Source organism: Agromyces sp. MMS24-JH15 (assembly GCF_043518605.1).
GTDB lineage: Bacteria > Actinomycetota > Actinomycetes > Actinomycetales > Microbacteriaceae > Agromyces.
The window spans coordinates 32,416-47,319 of sequence record NZ_CP171358.1; the positions used below are offsets into that span (position 1 = coordinate 32,416).

The window sequence follows — 14,904 nt, forward strand, 5'->3', positions numbered from 1 at the left end:
CGGCGCGAGGGCTGCGGGGAACCGCGCACCGGCGCGTCGGATGCCCCGCCGCCGAGGTGGTGCCGCACACTCGCCCTGTGGGGTCGGGCGATCGAACCGCCGAGCGCGCCGTGCGGTACGGACGCGACAGCGTCGAGTTCGCGCGCGCCTTCACCTTCTTCGACGCCGGCTACGCGATCGCGCTGACGTTGCTCGTCGTGAACCTGGATCCGCCGCCCGCGGCCGACTGGACGTCGCCCGCCGCGTGGCTCGGCGGCGGCCTGGGGTGGCAGCTCTTCGGCTTCGCCGTGAGCTTCGCGGTCATCGCGGTGTTCTGGCGCGTGAACCACCGCATCGGCGGCGAGATGTCGGGCGTCACGGACGGCGTGATCAGCGCGAACGTCCTCGCGCTCGCGCTCGTCGTCGTGATCCCGTTCTCGACGCAGGGCATCAGCGACCCGGAGACCGCCGAGCAGCCGCTGTCGGTCGTGGTGTACGCGGTCAACATCAGCCTCGCGGTGCTCGCGCAGAGCACGGTGCACGCGGTCGCACGTCGCGACGGCGTCCTGCGAACTCCGCTCCCCCGCCGCGCCGAGGCGGTGCGGTTCGTCGACGCGATGTCGACCCCGCTCGTGTTCCTCGCGTCGATCCCCGTCGCGTACGCCTGGGGCGCCGGATGGGCGCGCGCGGTCTGGCTGCTGCTGCTCGTCGTCGGACCCGTGAGCGGCCGGTGGGCCGACCGGAGGGTCGCGAGGATCGTCGCCGACGACGTCAGCTCGCCGACAGCTCCCGGGTCATGAAGACGCTGTGCGGGTCGAGCACGTAGTCGGCGAACGGCCCGCACTCGGCGAACCCGTACTTGGCGTAGAGGGTCCGGGCCGGCACGAAGAACTCCTGCGAGCCCGTCTCGAGGCTGAGCCGGCGGTAGCCGCGCCGGTGCGCCTCGTCGAGGACGTGCTCCAGGAGCAACGCTCCGAGGCCCCGGCCGCGGGCCGCGGCATCCGTCCGCATCGACTTGAGCTCGCCGTGGCCGGGCTCGAGCTCCTTCAGCGCCACGCAGCCGAGCAGGTCGTCGCCGGCCGCGATCGTCCAGAACGTCACGCGCGCATCCTGCAGCCCCGACACGTCCAGCGCGTGCACGCTCTCGGCGGGCGAGGTCGCGTGCATGTCGGCGAGGTGGTCGGCGAGGAGACGGAGGACGCGCGGGTCGGCGAGGTCGCCGGGCGCGATCGAGACGGTGGTGGCCATGATCCGATGGTCGCATGCGCGTATTACGGGCCGGTTGCGGGGCATCCGTTCATCGCGGCGAACCGCCGCGAAACGTATATCGCCGGTGAACGGCTGCACCTCGGCCCCGGGGATTTCGGGGGCCTGCAGCCGGAATCACCGGCGAAACGCGCGGTGGACCGGAGCGGTTCGGGCCGGCTCGGGGGACGATGCCGCGCAGTTCACATCCTCCGCCACCGCGCCGTTCCTCGCTCCCCCCAGAACCGGTGACACCGTCTCCGACCGAGCGCCGGGCGACCCGTCAGCGCTTGGACACCGATCCGAAGAGCCGCGCGATCGGCGCGAGCACGACCGGCCGTGCGGCCACCCACGCCGCCGCGATCACGACGATCGACGCGAGGAAGATCCAGAAGCCGGTCCAGTTCACCGCATCCTGCGACGCGTACATGTGGTTGAGGTTGCGCAGCGCCCCGGTCGCGAACACGAGCGCGACGTGGACGACCGTGAACGCGACGAAGTAGAGCATGACGGGGAAGTGCACGGCACGGGCCCACTCGACCGGGTAGATCCGGTTGAGCGTCCTGGCCCGCGACGGCCAGACGCCGGACATGCGGACGCCGGTGAGGGCCGCGAGCGGCGCGGCGACGAACACGGTCGCGAAGTAGGCGAGCTGCTGCAGGCTGTTGTAGTTCACCCACCCGTTCTCGGTCGGCCAGTCGAGCGAGACGTACTGGAGGATCGCCGAGAGCGCGTTCGGCACGACCGCCCACGAGGTCGGCACGATCCGCATCCACTGGCCCGTCGCGACCAGCAGCACGACGAAGATCGCGCCGTTGACGAGCCAGAGGATGTCGAGCGACTGGTGGAACCAGAGCGTCAGGCTGATCTTGCGGCCCGGGTTGCCGCGCGGGCTCCAGACCGCGTCGGGGCGGCGTCCGGCGCGGACCTGCAGGCCCGACCGGACGATGAGCACGATCAGGAACACGTTGAAGAAATGCTGCCACCCGAGCCAGGCCGGAATGCCGACGGGCGCGCCGTCGGGCAGCGGGTACTCCCCCGGATACGCCGCGAGGAAGTCCTGCACGGCCGGCAGCGACCGCAGCCATCCCGCGACGACGACCGCGGCGACCCCGGCGAGCGCGAGCGCGAATCCGCCGAGGATCGCGCTGCCGGCCCATTGGACGAACGTGTACCCGGCGATCCGGCGCGGCTCGGGCCGCGGCGGCACGGGGAGTCGGGGCGCGGGGCGCCGGGGCGCGGGCGCCGGGACGGGTGTCGCGGCCGGCGCGGGCTGCGCCGGCGTCGCGGCTGCGACCGCGGGTGCGGCGGGTGCCGCGGCGACCTCGTCGGGCTGCGATGGGCGAGCCGGGGTCGCGGGAGCGACGGATGCCACGGGCGCGACGGATGCCACGGGCGCAACGGATGCCACGGGCGCGAACCCGGCCGGCGGCCAGGGCTCCCCGCCGCTCGTGCGCGGCAGCCCGCGCCGCAGCGGGGTACCGGCCCGATCGGCCGAGTCCGGCACGGGTCGTGCCACGGCGACCGATTCGGCCGCTGCCACCACCGCGGACGCGTCCGCCGAGGCCGGGGTTGTCGCATGTTCCGGCGTCGTCGCAGGTGCCGGCGTCGTCGCAGGTGTCTGGGTCGCAGCAGCCGCCGCCGAGGTCGCCGCCGCGGCGCGGCCCGTCGCGCCCGCGGGCGGCCACGGCTCGCCGCCGGCCACGCGCGGGAGCCCGCGGCGCAACGTCACGCCGGTCGTCCCGGCGACGGCCGGGACACCCGCCGTCGGCACCGCCGCGGCCGGGGCATCCATCGTCGCCGCCGCCGGGCTCGGGGCATCCGCGGCGCGCAGGTCCGCCTCCGCCGCCGATGTCGGCTCACCCGGCGACTGTGCACCCGGCGACTGGGCACCCGGCGACGGGGCACCCGGCGACGGGGCACCCGGCGACGGGGCACCCGGCGACGGCGCATCCAGGACGCCGACGACCGCTTCGGCGGGCGGCCACGGCGCTCCGCCCGGCCGCCTCGGGAGTCCGCGACGGATGCTTCGCCCGTAGGTCGCCACCGCGCCTACCGCTTCCGCGCCTCGAGCGCCGAGATGAGCTGCGGCACGACGGTGAAGAGGTCGCCGACGACGCCGAAGTCCGCGATCTCGAAGATCGGCGCATCGGCGTCGGTGTTGATGGCGACGATGGTCTTCGCGGTCTGCATGCCGGCGCGGTGCTGGATCGCGCCCGAGATGCCGAGCGCGACGTACAGCTGCGGCGAGACGGACACGCCGGTCTGGCCGACCTGGTGCGACTGCGGGACGTAGCCCGCATCGACGGCGGCCCGCGACGCGCCGACCGCGGCGCCGAGCGCGTCGGCCAACTGCTCGACGAGGGCGAACCGCTCCTCGGAGCCGAGGCCGCGCCCGCCCGCGACGACCTTCGCAGCGCCCCGCAGCTCGGGACGGGACCGCTCGACCACGGTCGTCTCGAAGCGGTCGATCCGGGCGGCCGGAGCGCCGGACGGCGCGACCGCGAGCGGCTCGGCGACGAGCGGCGCGGCCTCGGCTCGCGCGTCGATCGCGCCCTGCCGGACGGTGATCACGGGCGCGCCGAACGTCGGGGCCGAGGTGGACTCGAAGGCGCCGCCGAACACCGAGTGCCTCGCGACGACGCCCTCGTCGTCGCGGCCGACGCCGACCGCGTCCACCGCGAGCGCGAGCCGCAGGCGCGCGGAGAGCCGGGCGGCGACGTCGCGGCCGTCGATCGAGTTCGACACCAGCACGGCGTCCGGGTCGACGAGCGCGATCGCGGCCGCCGCGGCGTCGACGACCGGGACGGCGAGCGCCTCGACGGCCGCGTCCGTCTCGTGCACGAGCACGCGGACGGCGCCGAGCCCGGCGACGGCCTCGGCCGCGGCCGATCCGAGCCCGGGCGGCGCCACGAGCACCGCGACGGGCGCGCCGACCGCGGCGGCCGCGCCGAGGAGGCCGGCCGTCGAGGTCGCGACCTCGCCCGCGGGCGAGACGTCGACCACGACGAGGATGGAATCGTTCGGGAAGTCGGTCATCGTCAGCCTCACACCAGTCGGTTCTGCGCGAGGAACTCGGCGAGCCGCTCGCCCGCGTCACCCTCGTCGGCGATCTTCACGCCCGACGATCGCGCGGGGCGTTCGGCGACCGCGACGAGGATCGACCGCGGCACCGACAGGTCCTCCGGATCGACGCCGAGGTCGGTCGCCGACAGCGTCTCGACGGGCTTCTTCTTCGCGGCCATGATGCCCTTGAAGGTCGCGAAGCGCGGGTCGGGCAGCGCCTCGGTGATCGACGCGACCGCGGGCAGCGCCGCCGAGACGCGCATGGTCCCCGTGTCGGTCACGCGCTCGCCCGCGACGGTGCCGTCGCCGATCTCGAGCACCGACAGCGACGTGAGCCCCGGCACGCCGAGGCGCTCGGCGAGCATCGAGGGCAGCACGCCGCCCGATCCGTCCGTCGACAGGTTGCCGGTGAGCACGAGGTCGAACCCGGTGCGCTGGACGGCCGCCGCGAGCACGTCGGCCGTGAGGCCGAGGTCGGCGCCGGCGAGCGAGGCATCCGCGACGTGCACGGCGCTCGCCGCGCCCATCGCGAGCGCCTTGCGCAGGTTCGTCGCGGCCGACTCGGGCGCCATCGAGAGCACGACCACCTCCGTCCCCGGATTCCCGTCGGCGTGGCGCAGCGCCGCCTCGAGCGCGCGTTCGCCGATCTCGTCGAGCACGTGCTCGCCGGACTCGCGATCGGCGAGGCCCGTCTCGAGGTCGAGCCGTCGCTCGCCGTACGTGTCCGGCACGTCCTTCACCAGGACCAGGATCTTCATCGACACCTCCGGTGCGTGGTCTGCGGCCGCGCGATCTGCCGGCCGCGGCGTTCGGTCAGCCCGCGAACTCCTCGGCGCGCGCCGCGGCTGCGAGCTCGGACTCGTTCGGGACGTACCCGTCGATGTGCCGCTCGGCCGGGCCGTCGTACACCGACAGCGGCCGGATCAGCGCGTTCGCGGCGAGCTGCTCCATGATGTGCGCGGTCCAGCCGGTCACGCGCGCCGCGACGAACAGCGGCGTGAAGGTCAACGTGTCGAACCCGATCAGGTGGTACGCGGGACCCGACGGGTAGTCGAGGTTCGGGTAGATGCCCTTGCGCGCGACGAACTCGCGCTCGAGGGTCTCGCTGAGCTCGAGCAGGTCGGGCCGGTCGTAGTGCTCGACGAGCGTGAGCAGCGCGTCGTGCATGGTCGGCACCCGCGAGTCGCCGCGCTTGTACACGCGGTGCCCGAAGCCCATGATCTTCCGCTTCGACGCGAGCGCCTCGTCGAGCCACGGCACGACGTTCGAGGCATCCCCGATCTCGTCGAAGATGTGCATGACCGCCTCGTTCGCACCGCCGTGCAGCGGGCCCTTGAGCGCGCCGATCGCCGCGACCACGGCCGAGTACAGGTCGCTCAGCGTCGACGTGACGACGCGGGCGGTGAACGTCGACGCGTTGAACGAGTGCTCGGCGTACAGGATCATCGAGCGGTTGAACGCGTCGACCACGACCGGGTCGGCCGCTTCGCCGAACACCATCCACAGGAAGTTCGCCGAGTAGTCCAGGTCGTCGCGCGGCGCGATCGGCTCCTGCCCGCGACGGCGCCGCTGACCGTACGCCACGATCGCGGGGAGCGCGGCGAACAACTGGATGCTCCGCCGGAGGTTCTCCTCCGGCGTGCCGACCGCGTCGAGCACGTTGTCGATGCCCGCCGTCTCGACGGCGCCGATCGCGCTCACCGCGGTGCGCACCTCGTCCATCGGGTGCGCGCTCGTCGGAAGCAGGTCGATCACGGCCTTCACCTCGGGCGCGAGGGCGCGGTGCGCGCGCTCGGTCGTGCGCAGCTCGGCGAGCTCCTGCTCGGTCGGCACCTCGCCGGTCCAGAGCAGGTACGCGACCGCCTCGAACGGCTGGGTCGCCGCGAGCTCCTGGACCGGGTACCCGCGGTACAGCAGCGAGTTGGTGTCGGGGTTGACCTTCGAGATCGCCGTGGTGTCGGCGACGACGCCGGCGAGCCCCTTCCTGATCTGGGTGTCGGTCATGACGCTCCTTCGCGGCGGTCGGTGCGGTGCGGGTCGGTGGGGGTGCGGTGTCGTGGAATGCCTCGCCCGGCGGGCGGATGCGTCATCGGGCGACGTGGAAGTTGAAGACGTCCTGGTCGAAGTGGTTGTACTGCTCGTAGTCGACGAGCTCGTACAGGTCGGCGCGGTGCTGCATCTCGTCGAGCTTCGAGGTCAGGTGCCCCTCGGAGACGATCGTGTCCAGCGCGCGATCTGCGGCGCCCATCGCGATCCGCAGCAGCGACACCGGCCAGATCACGATGTTCACCCCGACGTCGCGGAGCTGGTCGACGCTGAACAGGTCGCTCTTGCCGAACTCGGTCATGTTGGCGAGGATCGGCACGTCGATCGCCCGGCGCACGGCCTCGAACTCCCCCAGGTCGCGCATCGCCTCGGGGAAGATCGCGTCGGCGCCCGCGTCGACGAGCGCCTTCGCGCGGTCGATCGCGGCATCGAGGCCTTCCGCGGCGCGGATGTCGGTGCGCGCCATGATCAGGAAGTTCGGGTCCCGGCGCGCGTCGACCGCGGCCCGGATCCGCTTGACCGCGGTGTCCTCGTCGACGACGGCCTTGCCGTCGAGGTGGCCGCAGCGCTTGGGGTTCACCTGGTCCTCGATGTGGGTGCCCGCGATGCCGGCATCCTCGAGGGTCTGGATCGTGCGCGCGACGTTCATCGGCTCGCCGAACCCGGTGTCGGCATCGATCAGGGCCGGCAGGTCGGTCATCCGCGCGATCTGCTGCCCGCGCCCCGCGACCTCGGTCAGGGTCGTGAGGCCGATGTCGGGCAGGCCGAGATCGGCCGACAGCACCGCACCCGAGATGTAGACGCCCTCGAAGCCCTTGCGCTCGATCAGCCGCGCGCTCAACGGGTTGAACGCGCCCGGGAAGCGGAGCAACTCGCCCGACGCGAGCCGCTCGCGGAACAGTCGGCGCTTCTCGGCTGCGGGGACCTGGGAGTAGAGCATCAGCGGGATCCTTCGGCGGGCGCGGCGAGGGTCCCGAGGACGCTCGCCAGCGCGTTGTGCAGGTGGACGTGGGTGGCGTGGGCGGCCAGGTCGGGGTCGCCGGCGCCGATCGCGGCGGCGATGAGCCGATGCTCGGCGACCGAGGCCGCGATCCGGTCGGGCCGGTCGCGCGCGAGGCGCCGCACGCGCACGAGGTGGGTGCGGACGCCACGGAGCGCCCCGGTCAGGTAGTCGTTGGCGACGGATGCGTCGAGCGCGGCGTCGAACCGGGCGATCAGGTCGTAGTACGCGTCGAGCGCGTCGCGCCCGTCGACGCTGGTCTCGGCGAACTCGCGTGCGAGCGTTGCGAACAGCTCGCGGTCGCCGCGGGCGGCCGCGAGGCGGGCCGCCGTCTCCTCGAGCGCCCGCCGGACCTCGAAGAGCTCGCGGATGTCGTCGGCGTCGATGTCGCTGACGACGCTGACCCGAGGCGACTGCTGCACGACGAGGCCGTCGGCCACGAGCCGCCCGAGCGCCTCCCGCAGCGGGGTGCGGCTCACCCCGAGGCGCCCGGCCTGCTCGACCTCGGCGACGACCGTGCCGGGCGCGAGGGCACCGGACTGGATCTCGTCGAGCAGCGTGAGGTACGCCCGGTCGCTCGCGCGCATTGCCCCACCTCCTCGGATGACCGTCTCAGTGTATGCACTCAGGGGCGGGCGGGCAATGGATCGGAGGATCTTGCATGATTCGGTATACAAACCGAGGAGCTGGGGCGGTCCGCGCCGAGCGTGCCGACGACGGGCCCGGGACCGATGGACGGTGCCCCTGGAGGGACTCGAACCCCCAACCCTTTCCTTAGGACGGAACTGCTCTTCCATTGAGCTACAGAGGCGGAAACCGCATCGAGTCTACCGGGATCGCGCGGGCCGCTCGGCCGTGCGTCGTCTTCGCCCGAACCCGCCCGGATCGAGGGATGACCACCGGCACCTCGCCGTCCTAGACTGCCAAGACCTGCTGCGCACGCGGCGGGTTCGACATCGCGATCGGCAGTGGAGCCGATGGGGAGGACGGGGGGTCCGGGATGGCTGATCAGCACTACGTCGCGGTAGCCGCACAGTATGCGAGCGAGGGCGAGGCGCTCGCCGACTTCGACCTGGTCGAGGCGCGCTTCGCGGAGGCCGGCAAGCATTCGGCGTTCGACGGCGCGGTGATCAACCGCGCGCTCGACGGGAAGCTGTCGATCGCCAAGCGCGACGCCGGCAAGCACCACGGCACTCGGAAGGGGCTCGCGATCGGACTCGCGAGCGGACTCGCGGTCGCGCTGTTCCCGGCCGTCGCGATCGGCGGCGCGCTGCTGGTGGCCGGCGGATCGGGCGCCGGGATCGGCGCGATCGCCGGGCACATCTCGCGCAAGACGCCCTCGAAGGACCTCGAGGCGATCAGCGAGACCCTCGACGCGGGCAGCGCGGGGATCGTCCTCGTGCTCGACCCCGCCGACGTCGCCGAGGTCGAGCAGCTGCTCTCGCGGGCCTCGCGGCTCACGACGAAGGAGCTCACCGTCGACGACGACGAACTCGACGGCGAGGTCGACGAAGCCTACGAGTAGGCGGCCGACCCCGGCACCGCCCTTCGGCCCCATGGCCGGAACGACGGCGCCGGGCCGTCGGATGCCCCGTTAGCCTTGGATCCCGGTGCGCGCGTGCGTGCCGGGATGAGGTGGACGGTGCGGACGACGGGCACGAGGTTCTGGGTGGGCGCGTCCACGCTCGGCGAGCTGGGCTCGCCGGCGCGGGGCATCCGCCCGTTGGAGGTCGCGCCCGACGGCTCGGCGACCCTGGGCGAGCCCGTCGAGGTCGGGTCGAACCCGATGTTCCTCGCGTGGGGCGCCGGCGGCGTCCTCGCGATCGTGCACGAGCTCGGAGACGGACTCGTCTCGACGTGGACGGTCGACGGCGATGCGGTGCGCCCGCTCGCCGCGCCCTCCCCCACGGGCGCGGCGGATCCCTGCCACGTCGTCGTCGATCGCGGATCGGGCCTGGCGCTCGTCGCGAACTACTCGGGGAGCCGCGTCTCGGCGCATCGCCTCGCGCCCGCGTCGGCGGGCGGACCCGCCGAGCGCGTGGCATCCGTCGACTTCGCCGGCGACGGCCCGCGGCGCGACCGCCAGCTCGCGCCGCACCCCCACCAGGTGGTGCCGGACCCCGCGCGCGGGCGCCATCTCGTGCCCGACCTCGGGGCCGACCGCATCCGGGTCGTCCGGGTCGTTCTCGACGCCGAGGGGGCGCCGCACCTCGCGCACGACGAGCGCGACGACATCCGGCTCCGCGCCGGGTCGGGCCCGCGTCACCTCGTCGTCGCGGGCGACGTCGCGGTCGTCGCGAACGAACTCGACCGGACGGCGAGCGTCGTCGACCTCGTCACGGGCCTCGAACGCTCGTGGACGGCGATCGGGGCGCCCGTGGCATCCGAGCTCGGCGCGTCCGCGATCCGGATGACGCGCGCGGGCACGGTGCTCATCGGCGACCGCGCACTCGACGCCGTCCAGGTGCTCCGGCTCGGCGGCGACGGCGACCTCGAGCATCTCGCGACGCTGCCGACCGGCGGGCGGCATCCGCGCGACCTCGAACTCACCCACGACGAGCGGTTCCTGCTCGTCGCGGACCAGCAGAGCGATTCGATCGCGGTCTTCGAGCTGGATGCCTCGGGCGTGCCGGTCGGCGTGGTCGAGACGATCGCGACGCCGGCGCCGGGATGCCTCGCGCGGGAGTAGTGGGGGGTCAGACCGGGGGGTAGAGGTACAGCGCCGAGCCGGCGTCGATCGTCCGCACGTGGTACGAGTGATCGCTGTTCCAGTTGTATTCCTCGATCGTGACCGTGCCGTTGTCGTTGACCGACTGCACGTACGCCACGTGGTTGTACGGGAACCACGCGACCGACCCGACGATGGGCGTGCTGCTCGTCGCCCAGCCGTGCGCGACCCACTGGTCGGCCCACGCGTAGGCGCTGCCCGAGGCCAGGTTGCCCCAGTCCCACTTCCACGGCGCGCTCGTCACGCCCGCGTCGCGGTTCATCCGCCACGCGACGAAATCGACGCACTCGCGGAAGTAGTAGCGCAGCGGCGAGAGCCCCCCGCCGTAGTCGTCGGGCGTCTGGTCCCACCACGGGTAGTCGTCGCCCTCGGCCTGCTGCGCGGGCGTGTAGAACGCCCCGGCACGGTTGGCCAGGCCGGACCACGACGACCGCTCGGCCTCCGCCGCGAGGCGGTCGATCTCGGCCTTGGTCGTGACCGAGTAGGCGTCGGAGGACACGGGGCCCTTGCTCGCGAGCGCGGACACGTCGATCTGCTGGGCGCCGGTCACGGCGTCGCGGAACAGGCTCGACGTGCCGAACCCGTCGACGCCCGGCACGAGTGCATAGGCGGGCAGTGCGACGGTGCCGATGATCGCGGGGACCACGAGGACGGTCGCGAACACGCGCAGCGGGCCCGTGCGGCGGACGGTCGAGGGGACCCTGACCGGCTGCGGCGCGGGCGCGGCGGCCGGTGCAGCCGAGCGACGCCCGGCCTGCTCGGTCGGCGCCGGGCGCTCGACGCGACCGAACCGGCTCATCTTCGCCGACGGCTTGGGCCCGGAGTTCTTGGTCGCAGCCGCGCGTCGCCCCCGGGGTGCCTGCTCGGCCCGGCGCGCATCGCGTCGGCTCGGCTGGGCACCGATCTGGTCGTCAGCGGTCAACGACTGCACCTCCGGGGGACGGGCCGCGGCGCGGTGCAGTGCGACGCGGGGTTTCGTTGCCGCCTCCGGCGGGTTTCGGTTCCGGAGGCTCGTCCCACCATAGGGCACCGATCCGCGATTGTCACGGAGCCGTGGGAGCGCTCACGCCGCCTGCAGGTATTCGTCCCACTGCGGCAGCGGTCGCTCGAACCCGCGCACGACCCAGGTCCGGCCATGGGGCATCCGGGGCGTGGTCCGCAGTTCCCAGCCCATCTCGGCGGGCGTGTGGTCGCCCTTCGCGTTGTTGCAGCGCAGGCAGCACGCGACCAGGTTCTCCCAGGTGTCGCGGCCGCCGCGCGAGCGCGGCATGACGTGGTCGATCGTGGCGGCGTGCTTGGCGCAGTAGGCGCAGCGGTGCTCGTCGCGGCGGAGCACGCCGCGACGGCTGACCGGGACGTGCTGCATCACGGGCGGGCGGACGTACCGGGTGAGCACGATCACGCTGGGCCGTTCCCAGGTGCCGGCCGTGCCGAGGACGGGGTGGTCGACGTCGCTCAGGACGACGGTCGCCTTCTCGTGCATGACGAGGAGGAGCGCACGCTTGAACGAGACCACCGCGAGCGGCTCGTACCCGGCATTGAGGACCAGGGTTCGCATGGAGTGCCTTTCGATCGGTGCTGGATGGCTTCCAGCCGCGTGAACGGGACCACGCTCCGCGGGGGTCGCGCGTCGCCGGAGACGAAGAACGGGCACTGCCCTCGTGAAGGCAATGCCCGTCGGCTGTGCGCGCGGTGATGGAGCAGACGACTGCTGCGGCGCTGGTCGTAGAGCGCGCGCGCATCCGCGGAATGGATGCCTCGTGCCCCGGCCATGCCCCGCCTCCGTCCATCACCCCGATGCGGATCGTTCCAACAGGTTAAGCCGGAAACGGCGCACCGGAACCCCCCGGCGCGCCGTTTTCCGCGTGCGTTACGCGATGTTCACACTCAGATGCCGATGCGCACGATGTAGTAGTCGCTCGTCCAGATGGGCTGGACGCGCACGGATGCCCCCTCGTACGGCGCGTGCAGGATCATCCCGTTGCCCGCGTAGAAGCCGTCGTGGCCGCTCATGATCACGAGGTCGCCGGGGACCGCGTCGGCCTCCGAGATCCGGGTGCCCATCGCGCCCTGCCCCGCCGACGAGTGCGGCATGCCGATGCCGAACTGCGCGTAGACGTACATGACGAAGCCCGAGCAGTCGAAGCCCGCGGGCGACGCGCCGCCGTAGACGTACGGGGTGCCGATGTACTGGGTCGCGACGCCGTAGACGCTCGCGAGGTCGAAGTTCGGGTACGGCGGGTTCGCCAGCAGGTCCGAGACGCTCGGGCCGCTGTTCGAGGCCGCGTACGAGGCCATCTGCGCCTCGGCGGCGGCACGCGCGGCCGCGGCGGCGGCCTCGGCTGCGGCGGCCGCCCGGATCTCCTCGCCCGTGGTCACGGCGAACGAGTCCTTCGTCGCCGCCGCGGCGACCACGTCGCCGTCGACCTCGACGGACTGCGCGCCGGCACGCGTGAGCTTCGCCTCGTCGGAGGAGGCGAAGTGCGGGCCGATGCTGTCGGGCGCGACCGCGTAGGCGGGGATCGCGATGGTGCCGACCAGCCCGAGCGCGATCGCCATGACGCCGACGTTCTTCACGCCGCTGCGCCGCAGGCGGCGTGCAGACGGCGTTCGGACCGGCGCGGGCGACGCCGGTGCCGTGGGTGCGGCGGGCGTGCGCAGAGCAGGGGCGTCGGCGGAGCGACGTCGGGTGGAACGAGCCAAGAGGTTACCTCCGCGCCGCGGCACGGATGCCGCCCCACCTGCGCGCCCGGGTCGACGCTCATCGGAGTCCCGATCAAGCGGTGGACCCCGGGAAAGGGGGCGTCTCGATCTCGGTCGAACGACCGGCTTGAGCCGAACGACTGGACCGACGATACGTGAAGAGTCGTCGATTGTCACATCCAGATAACGAAGCCGGCGCGGCGGACCGCGCGCACGCCGTCGCCGTCGGCCGGATTCGTCAGGCGGTCAGACGCTGATGAAGAGGTGCGCCGCGACCTCGTTCGGCAGCTCGAGCGCCTCGGCCGCACCGTCCGCCGCGACCGTCACGAGCGCGCCGGTCCGGCGGAACTCCGCGGATGCCCCGGGCATGATGCCGGCCGCCTTGAGCTGCGCGAGCAACTCGGGGTCGAACTGCACGGGCTCGCCCAGGCGGCGGACGACGCCGCGGACCGGCGCATCCTGCCCCGCGACCGCGTCGACGACGTTCCGGACGCCCGCCATGAACCGCTCCGCCGGCGGGAGGCCGAGCTCCTCGAGGCCGGGGATCGGGTTGCCGTAGGGCGACTCGGTGGGGTGCCCGAGCAGCTCGATGAGGCGCCGCTCGACCTGCTCGCTCATGACGTGCTCCCAGCGGCAGGCCTCGTCGTGCACGAACTCCCAGTCGAGTCCGATCACGTCGGCGAGCAGGCGCTCGGCGAGCCGGTGCTTGCGCATGACGTGCACGGCCTTCGCGCGGCCGGCCGTCGTGAGCTCGAGGTGGCGGTCGCCGGAGACGACGACGAGCCCGTCGCGCTCCATACGGGCGATGGTCTGCGAGACGGTCGGCCCCGAGTGCCCGAGGCGCTCGGAGATCCGCGCGCGGAGGGGGACGATGTCCTCCTCCTCGAGATCAAGGATCGTGCGGAGATACATCTCCGTCGTATCGATGAGATCCGTCACCCGTGCCTCCGTTTCAACCCCGCCCAGCCTACCTGTCACATGCCACGGCCCGGGCGCGCACCGCGACTAGAATCGCCCCCATGCCGAACCTCGTGATCCCCAGCGACCTCCTGCCCGCCGACGGCCGATTCGGCTGCGGTCCGTCGAAGGTCCGGGCCGAGCAGGTCGCGCACCTCGCCGAGGTCGGCCCCCGGATCCTCGGCACCTCGCACCGGCAGGCGCCGGTCAAGCAGCTCGTCGGCCGCGTCCGCAGCGGCCTGGCCGAGCTCTTCTCGCTCCCCGACGGCTACGAGGTCGTCCTGGGCAACGGCGGATCGACCGCCTTCTGGGACGCCGCGGCCGTCGGCCTCATCGATCGCCGGGCCCAGCTGTGCACCTTCGGCGAGTTCGGCGCGAAGTTCGCCGGTGCGGCCGCCGCGCCCTGGCTCGAGGCCCCCGACGTGCGTCAGGCCGCGCCCGGCACGCGCAGCGAGCCCGAGGCCGTCGCGGGCGTCGACGTCTACGCCTGGCCGCACAACGAGACCTCCACGGGCGTCATGGCCCCCGTGCGGCGCGTCGCCGGCGACGAGGGCGCGCTGACCGTGATCGACGCGACGAGCGCCGCGGGCGGCGTCGCGGTCGACGCGTCCGAGTACGACGCCTACTACTTCGCCCCGCAGAAGAACTTCGCCTCGGACGGCGGCCTGTGGTTCGCGCTGCTCTCGCCCGCGGCGATCGAGCGCATCGAACGGCTCGCCGCGAGCGGACGGTACATCCCCGAGTTCCTCTCGCTCAAGAACGCGATCGACAACTCGCGTCTCGAGCAGACGCTGAACACGCCCGCGATCTCGACGCTCCTGCTGATGGAGAACCAGGTCGAGTGGATGAATCAGTCGGGCGGCCTCGCGTGGGCCGACGCGCGCACGCGCGAGAGCTCGTCGGTGCTCTACGACTGGGCCGAGGCGTCGCCCGTCGCGACGCCGTTCGTCGCCGACCCCGCGCACCGCTCGCAGGTGGTCGTCACGATCGACTTCGACGAGTCGACGGATGCCGCCGCGATCGCGAAGACGCTCCGCGAGAACGGGATCGTCGACACCGAGCCGTACCGCAAGCTCGGCCGCAACCAGCTCCGCGTCGCGACGTTCACCGCGATCGAGCCGGACGACGTGCGCGCCCTCACGGCGTCGATCGACTACGTGCTCGAGCACCAGGCCTGACC

At 73.0% G+C, this 14,904-nt stretch carries 15 protein-coding genes and 1 tRNA gene; 4 read left to right on the forward strand and 12 right to left on the reverse strand.

Annotated features, from left to right (window positions below):
• Positions 1–77: 77 nt before the first annotated feature.
• Positions 78–779, forward strand: a complete 702-nt coding sequence (locus tag ACDF64_RS00145; protein WP_394552771.1) for a TMEM175 family protein — start codon at positions 78–80, stop codon at positions 777–779.
• Here the strand turns inward: ACDF64_RS00145 and ACDF64_RS00150 are convergent.
• The 8 genes from ACDF64_RS00150 to ACDF64_RS00185 all read right to left on the reverse strand — a co-directional run bounded on the left by ACDF64_RS00150 (position 751) and on the right by ACDF64_RS00185 (position 8,147).
• Complete coding sequence (locus ACDF64_RS00150; RefSeq protein WP_394552772.1) at positions 751–1,227, reverse strand: GNAT family N-acetyltransferase; 477 nt, start codon at positions 1,225–1,227, stop codon at positions 751–753. The two genes, ACDF64_RS00145 and ACDF64_RS00150, sit on opposite strands and share 29 nt — an antisense overlap.
• Positions 1,228–1,507: 280 nt before the next feature.
• Entirely contained in the window at positions 1,508–3,271 is a 1,764-nt protein-coding gene (locus ACDF64_RS00155) for a cytochrome b/b6 domain-containing protein (RefSeq protein WP_394552773.1), read from the reverse strand.
• 5 nt (positions 3,272–3,276) lie between these two features.
• Positions 3,277–4,263, reverse strand: a complete 987-nt coding sequence (locus ACDF64_RS00160; RefSeq protein WP_394552774.1) for an electron transfer flavoprotein subunit alpha/FixB family protein — start codon at positions 4,261–4,263, stop codon at positions 3,277–3,279.
• 8 nt (positions 4,264–4,271) lie between these two features.
• The gene (locus ACDF64_RS00165) at positions 4,272–5,048 is read right to left on the reverse strand and encodes an electron transfer flavoprotein subunit beta/FixA family protein (protein ID WP_394552775.1); all 777 of its coding nucleotides are present in this window, start codon (positions 5,046–5,048) and stop codon (positions 4,272–4,274) included.
• Between the two features lie 55 nt (positions 5,049–5,103).
• Positions 5,104–6,294 (reverse strand): bifunctional 2-methylcitrate synthase/citrate synthase, encoded by a 1,191-nt coding sequence (locus ACDF64_RS00170; RefSeq protein ID WP_394552776.1) that lies wholly within the window; start codon positions 6,292–6,294, stop codon positions 5,104–5,106.
• 82 nt (positions 6,295–6,376) lie between these two features.
• Entirely contained in the window at positions 6,377–7,276 is a 900-nt protein-coding gene (gene prpB, locus ACDF64_RS00175) for a methylisocitrate lyase (protein WP_394552777.1), read from the reverse strand.
• Positions 7,276–7,923 (reverse strand): GntR family transcriptional regulator, encoded by a 648-nt coding sequence (locus ACDF64_RS00180; protein WP_394552778.1) that lies wholly within the window; start codon positions 7,921–7,923, stop codon positions 7,276–7,278. The genes prpB and ACDF64_RS00180 overlap by 1 nt, the downstream gene beginning before the upstream one ends.
• Before the next feature lie 152 nt (positions 7,924–8,075).
• Positions 8,076–8,147, reverse strand: a tRNA-Arg gene (locus tag ACDF64_RS00185).
• Between the two features lie 189 nt (positions 8,148–8,336).
• Here ACDF64_RS00185 and ACDF64_RS00190 point away from each other — a divergent pair.
• Both ACDF64_RS00190 and ACDF64_RS00195 read left to right on the forward strand, forming a co-directional pair.
• Positions 8,337–8,861 (forward strand): hypothetical protein, encoded by a 525-nt coding sequence (locus tag ACDF64_RS00190; protein WP_394552779.1) that lies wholly within the window; start codon positions 8,337–8,339, stop codon positions 8,859–8,861.
• Positions 8,862–8,966: 105 nt separating this feature from the next.
• The gene (locus ACDF64_RS00195; RefSeq protein WP_394552780.1) at positions 8,967–10,025 is read left to right on the forward strand and encodes a lactonase family protein; all 1,059 of its coding nucleotides are present in this window, start codon (positions 8,967–8,969) and stop codon (positions 10,023–10,025) included.
• Between the two features lie 7 nt (positions 10,026–10,032).
• Here the strand turns inward: ACDF64_RS00195 and ACDF64_RS00200 are convergent, their stop codons facing one another.
• From ACDF64_RS00200 to ACDF64_RS00215, 4 genes are all read right to left on the reverse strand, one after another.
• Positions 10,033–10,986, reverse strand: a complete 954-nt coding sequence (locus tag ACDF64_RS00200; protein WP_394552781.1) for a CHAP domain-containing protein — start codon at positions 10,984–10,986, stop codon at positions 10,033–10,035.
• A gap of 141 nt (positions 10,987–11,127) precedes the next feature.
• Positions 11,128–11,622 carry an HNH endonuclease gene (locus ACDF64_RS00205; protein ID WP_394552782.1) on the reverse strand — a complete coding sequence of 165 codons (495 nt, stop codon included), beginning with the start codon at positions 11,620–11,622 and terminating at the stop codon, positions 11,128–11,130.
• Positions 11,623–11,951: 329 nt separating this feature from the next.
• Complete coding sequence (locus ACDF64_RS00210) at positions 11,952–12,641, reverse strand: C40 family peptidase (RefSeq protein ID WP_394552783.1); 690 nt, start codon at positions 12,639–12,641, stop codon at positions 11,952–11,954.
• 372 nt (positions 12,642–13,013) lie between these two features.
• Positions 13,014–13,706, reverse strand: coding sequence for an iron dependent repressor, metal binding and dimerization domain protein (locus tag ACDF64_RS00215; protein ID WP_394552784.1), 693 nt, complete (start codon positions 13,704–13,706; stop codon positions 13,014–13,016).
• Positions 13,707–13,786: 80 nt separating this feature from the next.
• Between ACDF64_RS00215 and serC the strand changes: the two genes are divergently transcribed.
• Positions 13,787–14,902, forward strand: coding sequence for a phosphoserine transaminase (serC, locus tag ACDF64_RS00220; RefSeq protein ID WP_394552785.1), 1,116 nt, complete (start codon positions 13,787–13,789; stop codon positions 14,900–14,902).
• Positions 14,903–14,904 lie beyond the last annotated feature (2 nt).

Coding starts and splice junctions, on each gene's coding strand:
- ACDF64_RS00150 (WP_394552772.1), bottom strand. CDS start 1,227: ATGGCCACCACCGTCTCGATCGCGCCCGGCGACCTCGCCGACCCGCGC.
- ACDF64_RS00160 (WP_394552774.1), bottom strand. CDS start 4,263: ATGACCGACTTCCCGAACGATTCCATCCTCGTCGTGGTCGACGTCTCG.
- ACDF64_RS00165 (WP_394552775.1), bottom strand. CDS start 5,048: ATGAAGATCCTGGTCCTGGTGAAGGACGTGCCGGACACGTACGGCGAG.
- ACDF64_RS00170 (WP_394552776.1), bottom strand. CDS start 6,294: ATGACCGACACCCAGATCAGGAAGGGGCTCGCCGGCGTCGTCGCCGAC.
- prpB (WP_394552777.1), bottom strand. CDS start 7,276: ATGCTCTACTCCCAGGTCCCCGCAGCCGAGAAGCGCCGACTGTTCCGC.
- ACDF64_RS00180 (WP_394552778.1), bottom strand. CDS start 7,923: ATGCGCGCGAGCGACCGGGCGTACCTCACGCTGCTCGACGAGATCCAG.
- ACDF64_RS00190 (WP_394552779.1), top strand. CDS start 8,337: ATGGCTGATCAGCACTACGTCGCGGTAGCCGCACAGTATGCGAGCGAG.
- ACDF64_RS00195 (WP_394552780.1), top strand. CDS start 8,967: ATGAGGTGGACGGTGCGGACGACGGGCACGAGGTTCTGGGTGGGCGCG.
- ACDF64_RS00205 (WP_394552782.1), bottom strand. CDS start 11,622: ATGCGAACCCTGGTCCTCAATGCCGGGTACGAGCCGCTCGCGGTGGTC.
- serC (WP_394552785.1), top strand. CDS start 13,787: ATGCCGAACCTCGTGATCCCCAGCGACCTCCTGCCCGCCGACGGCCGA.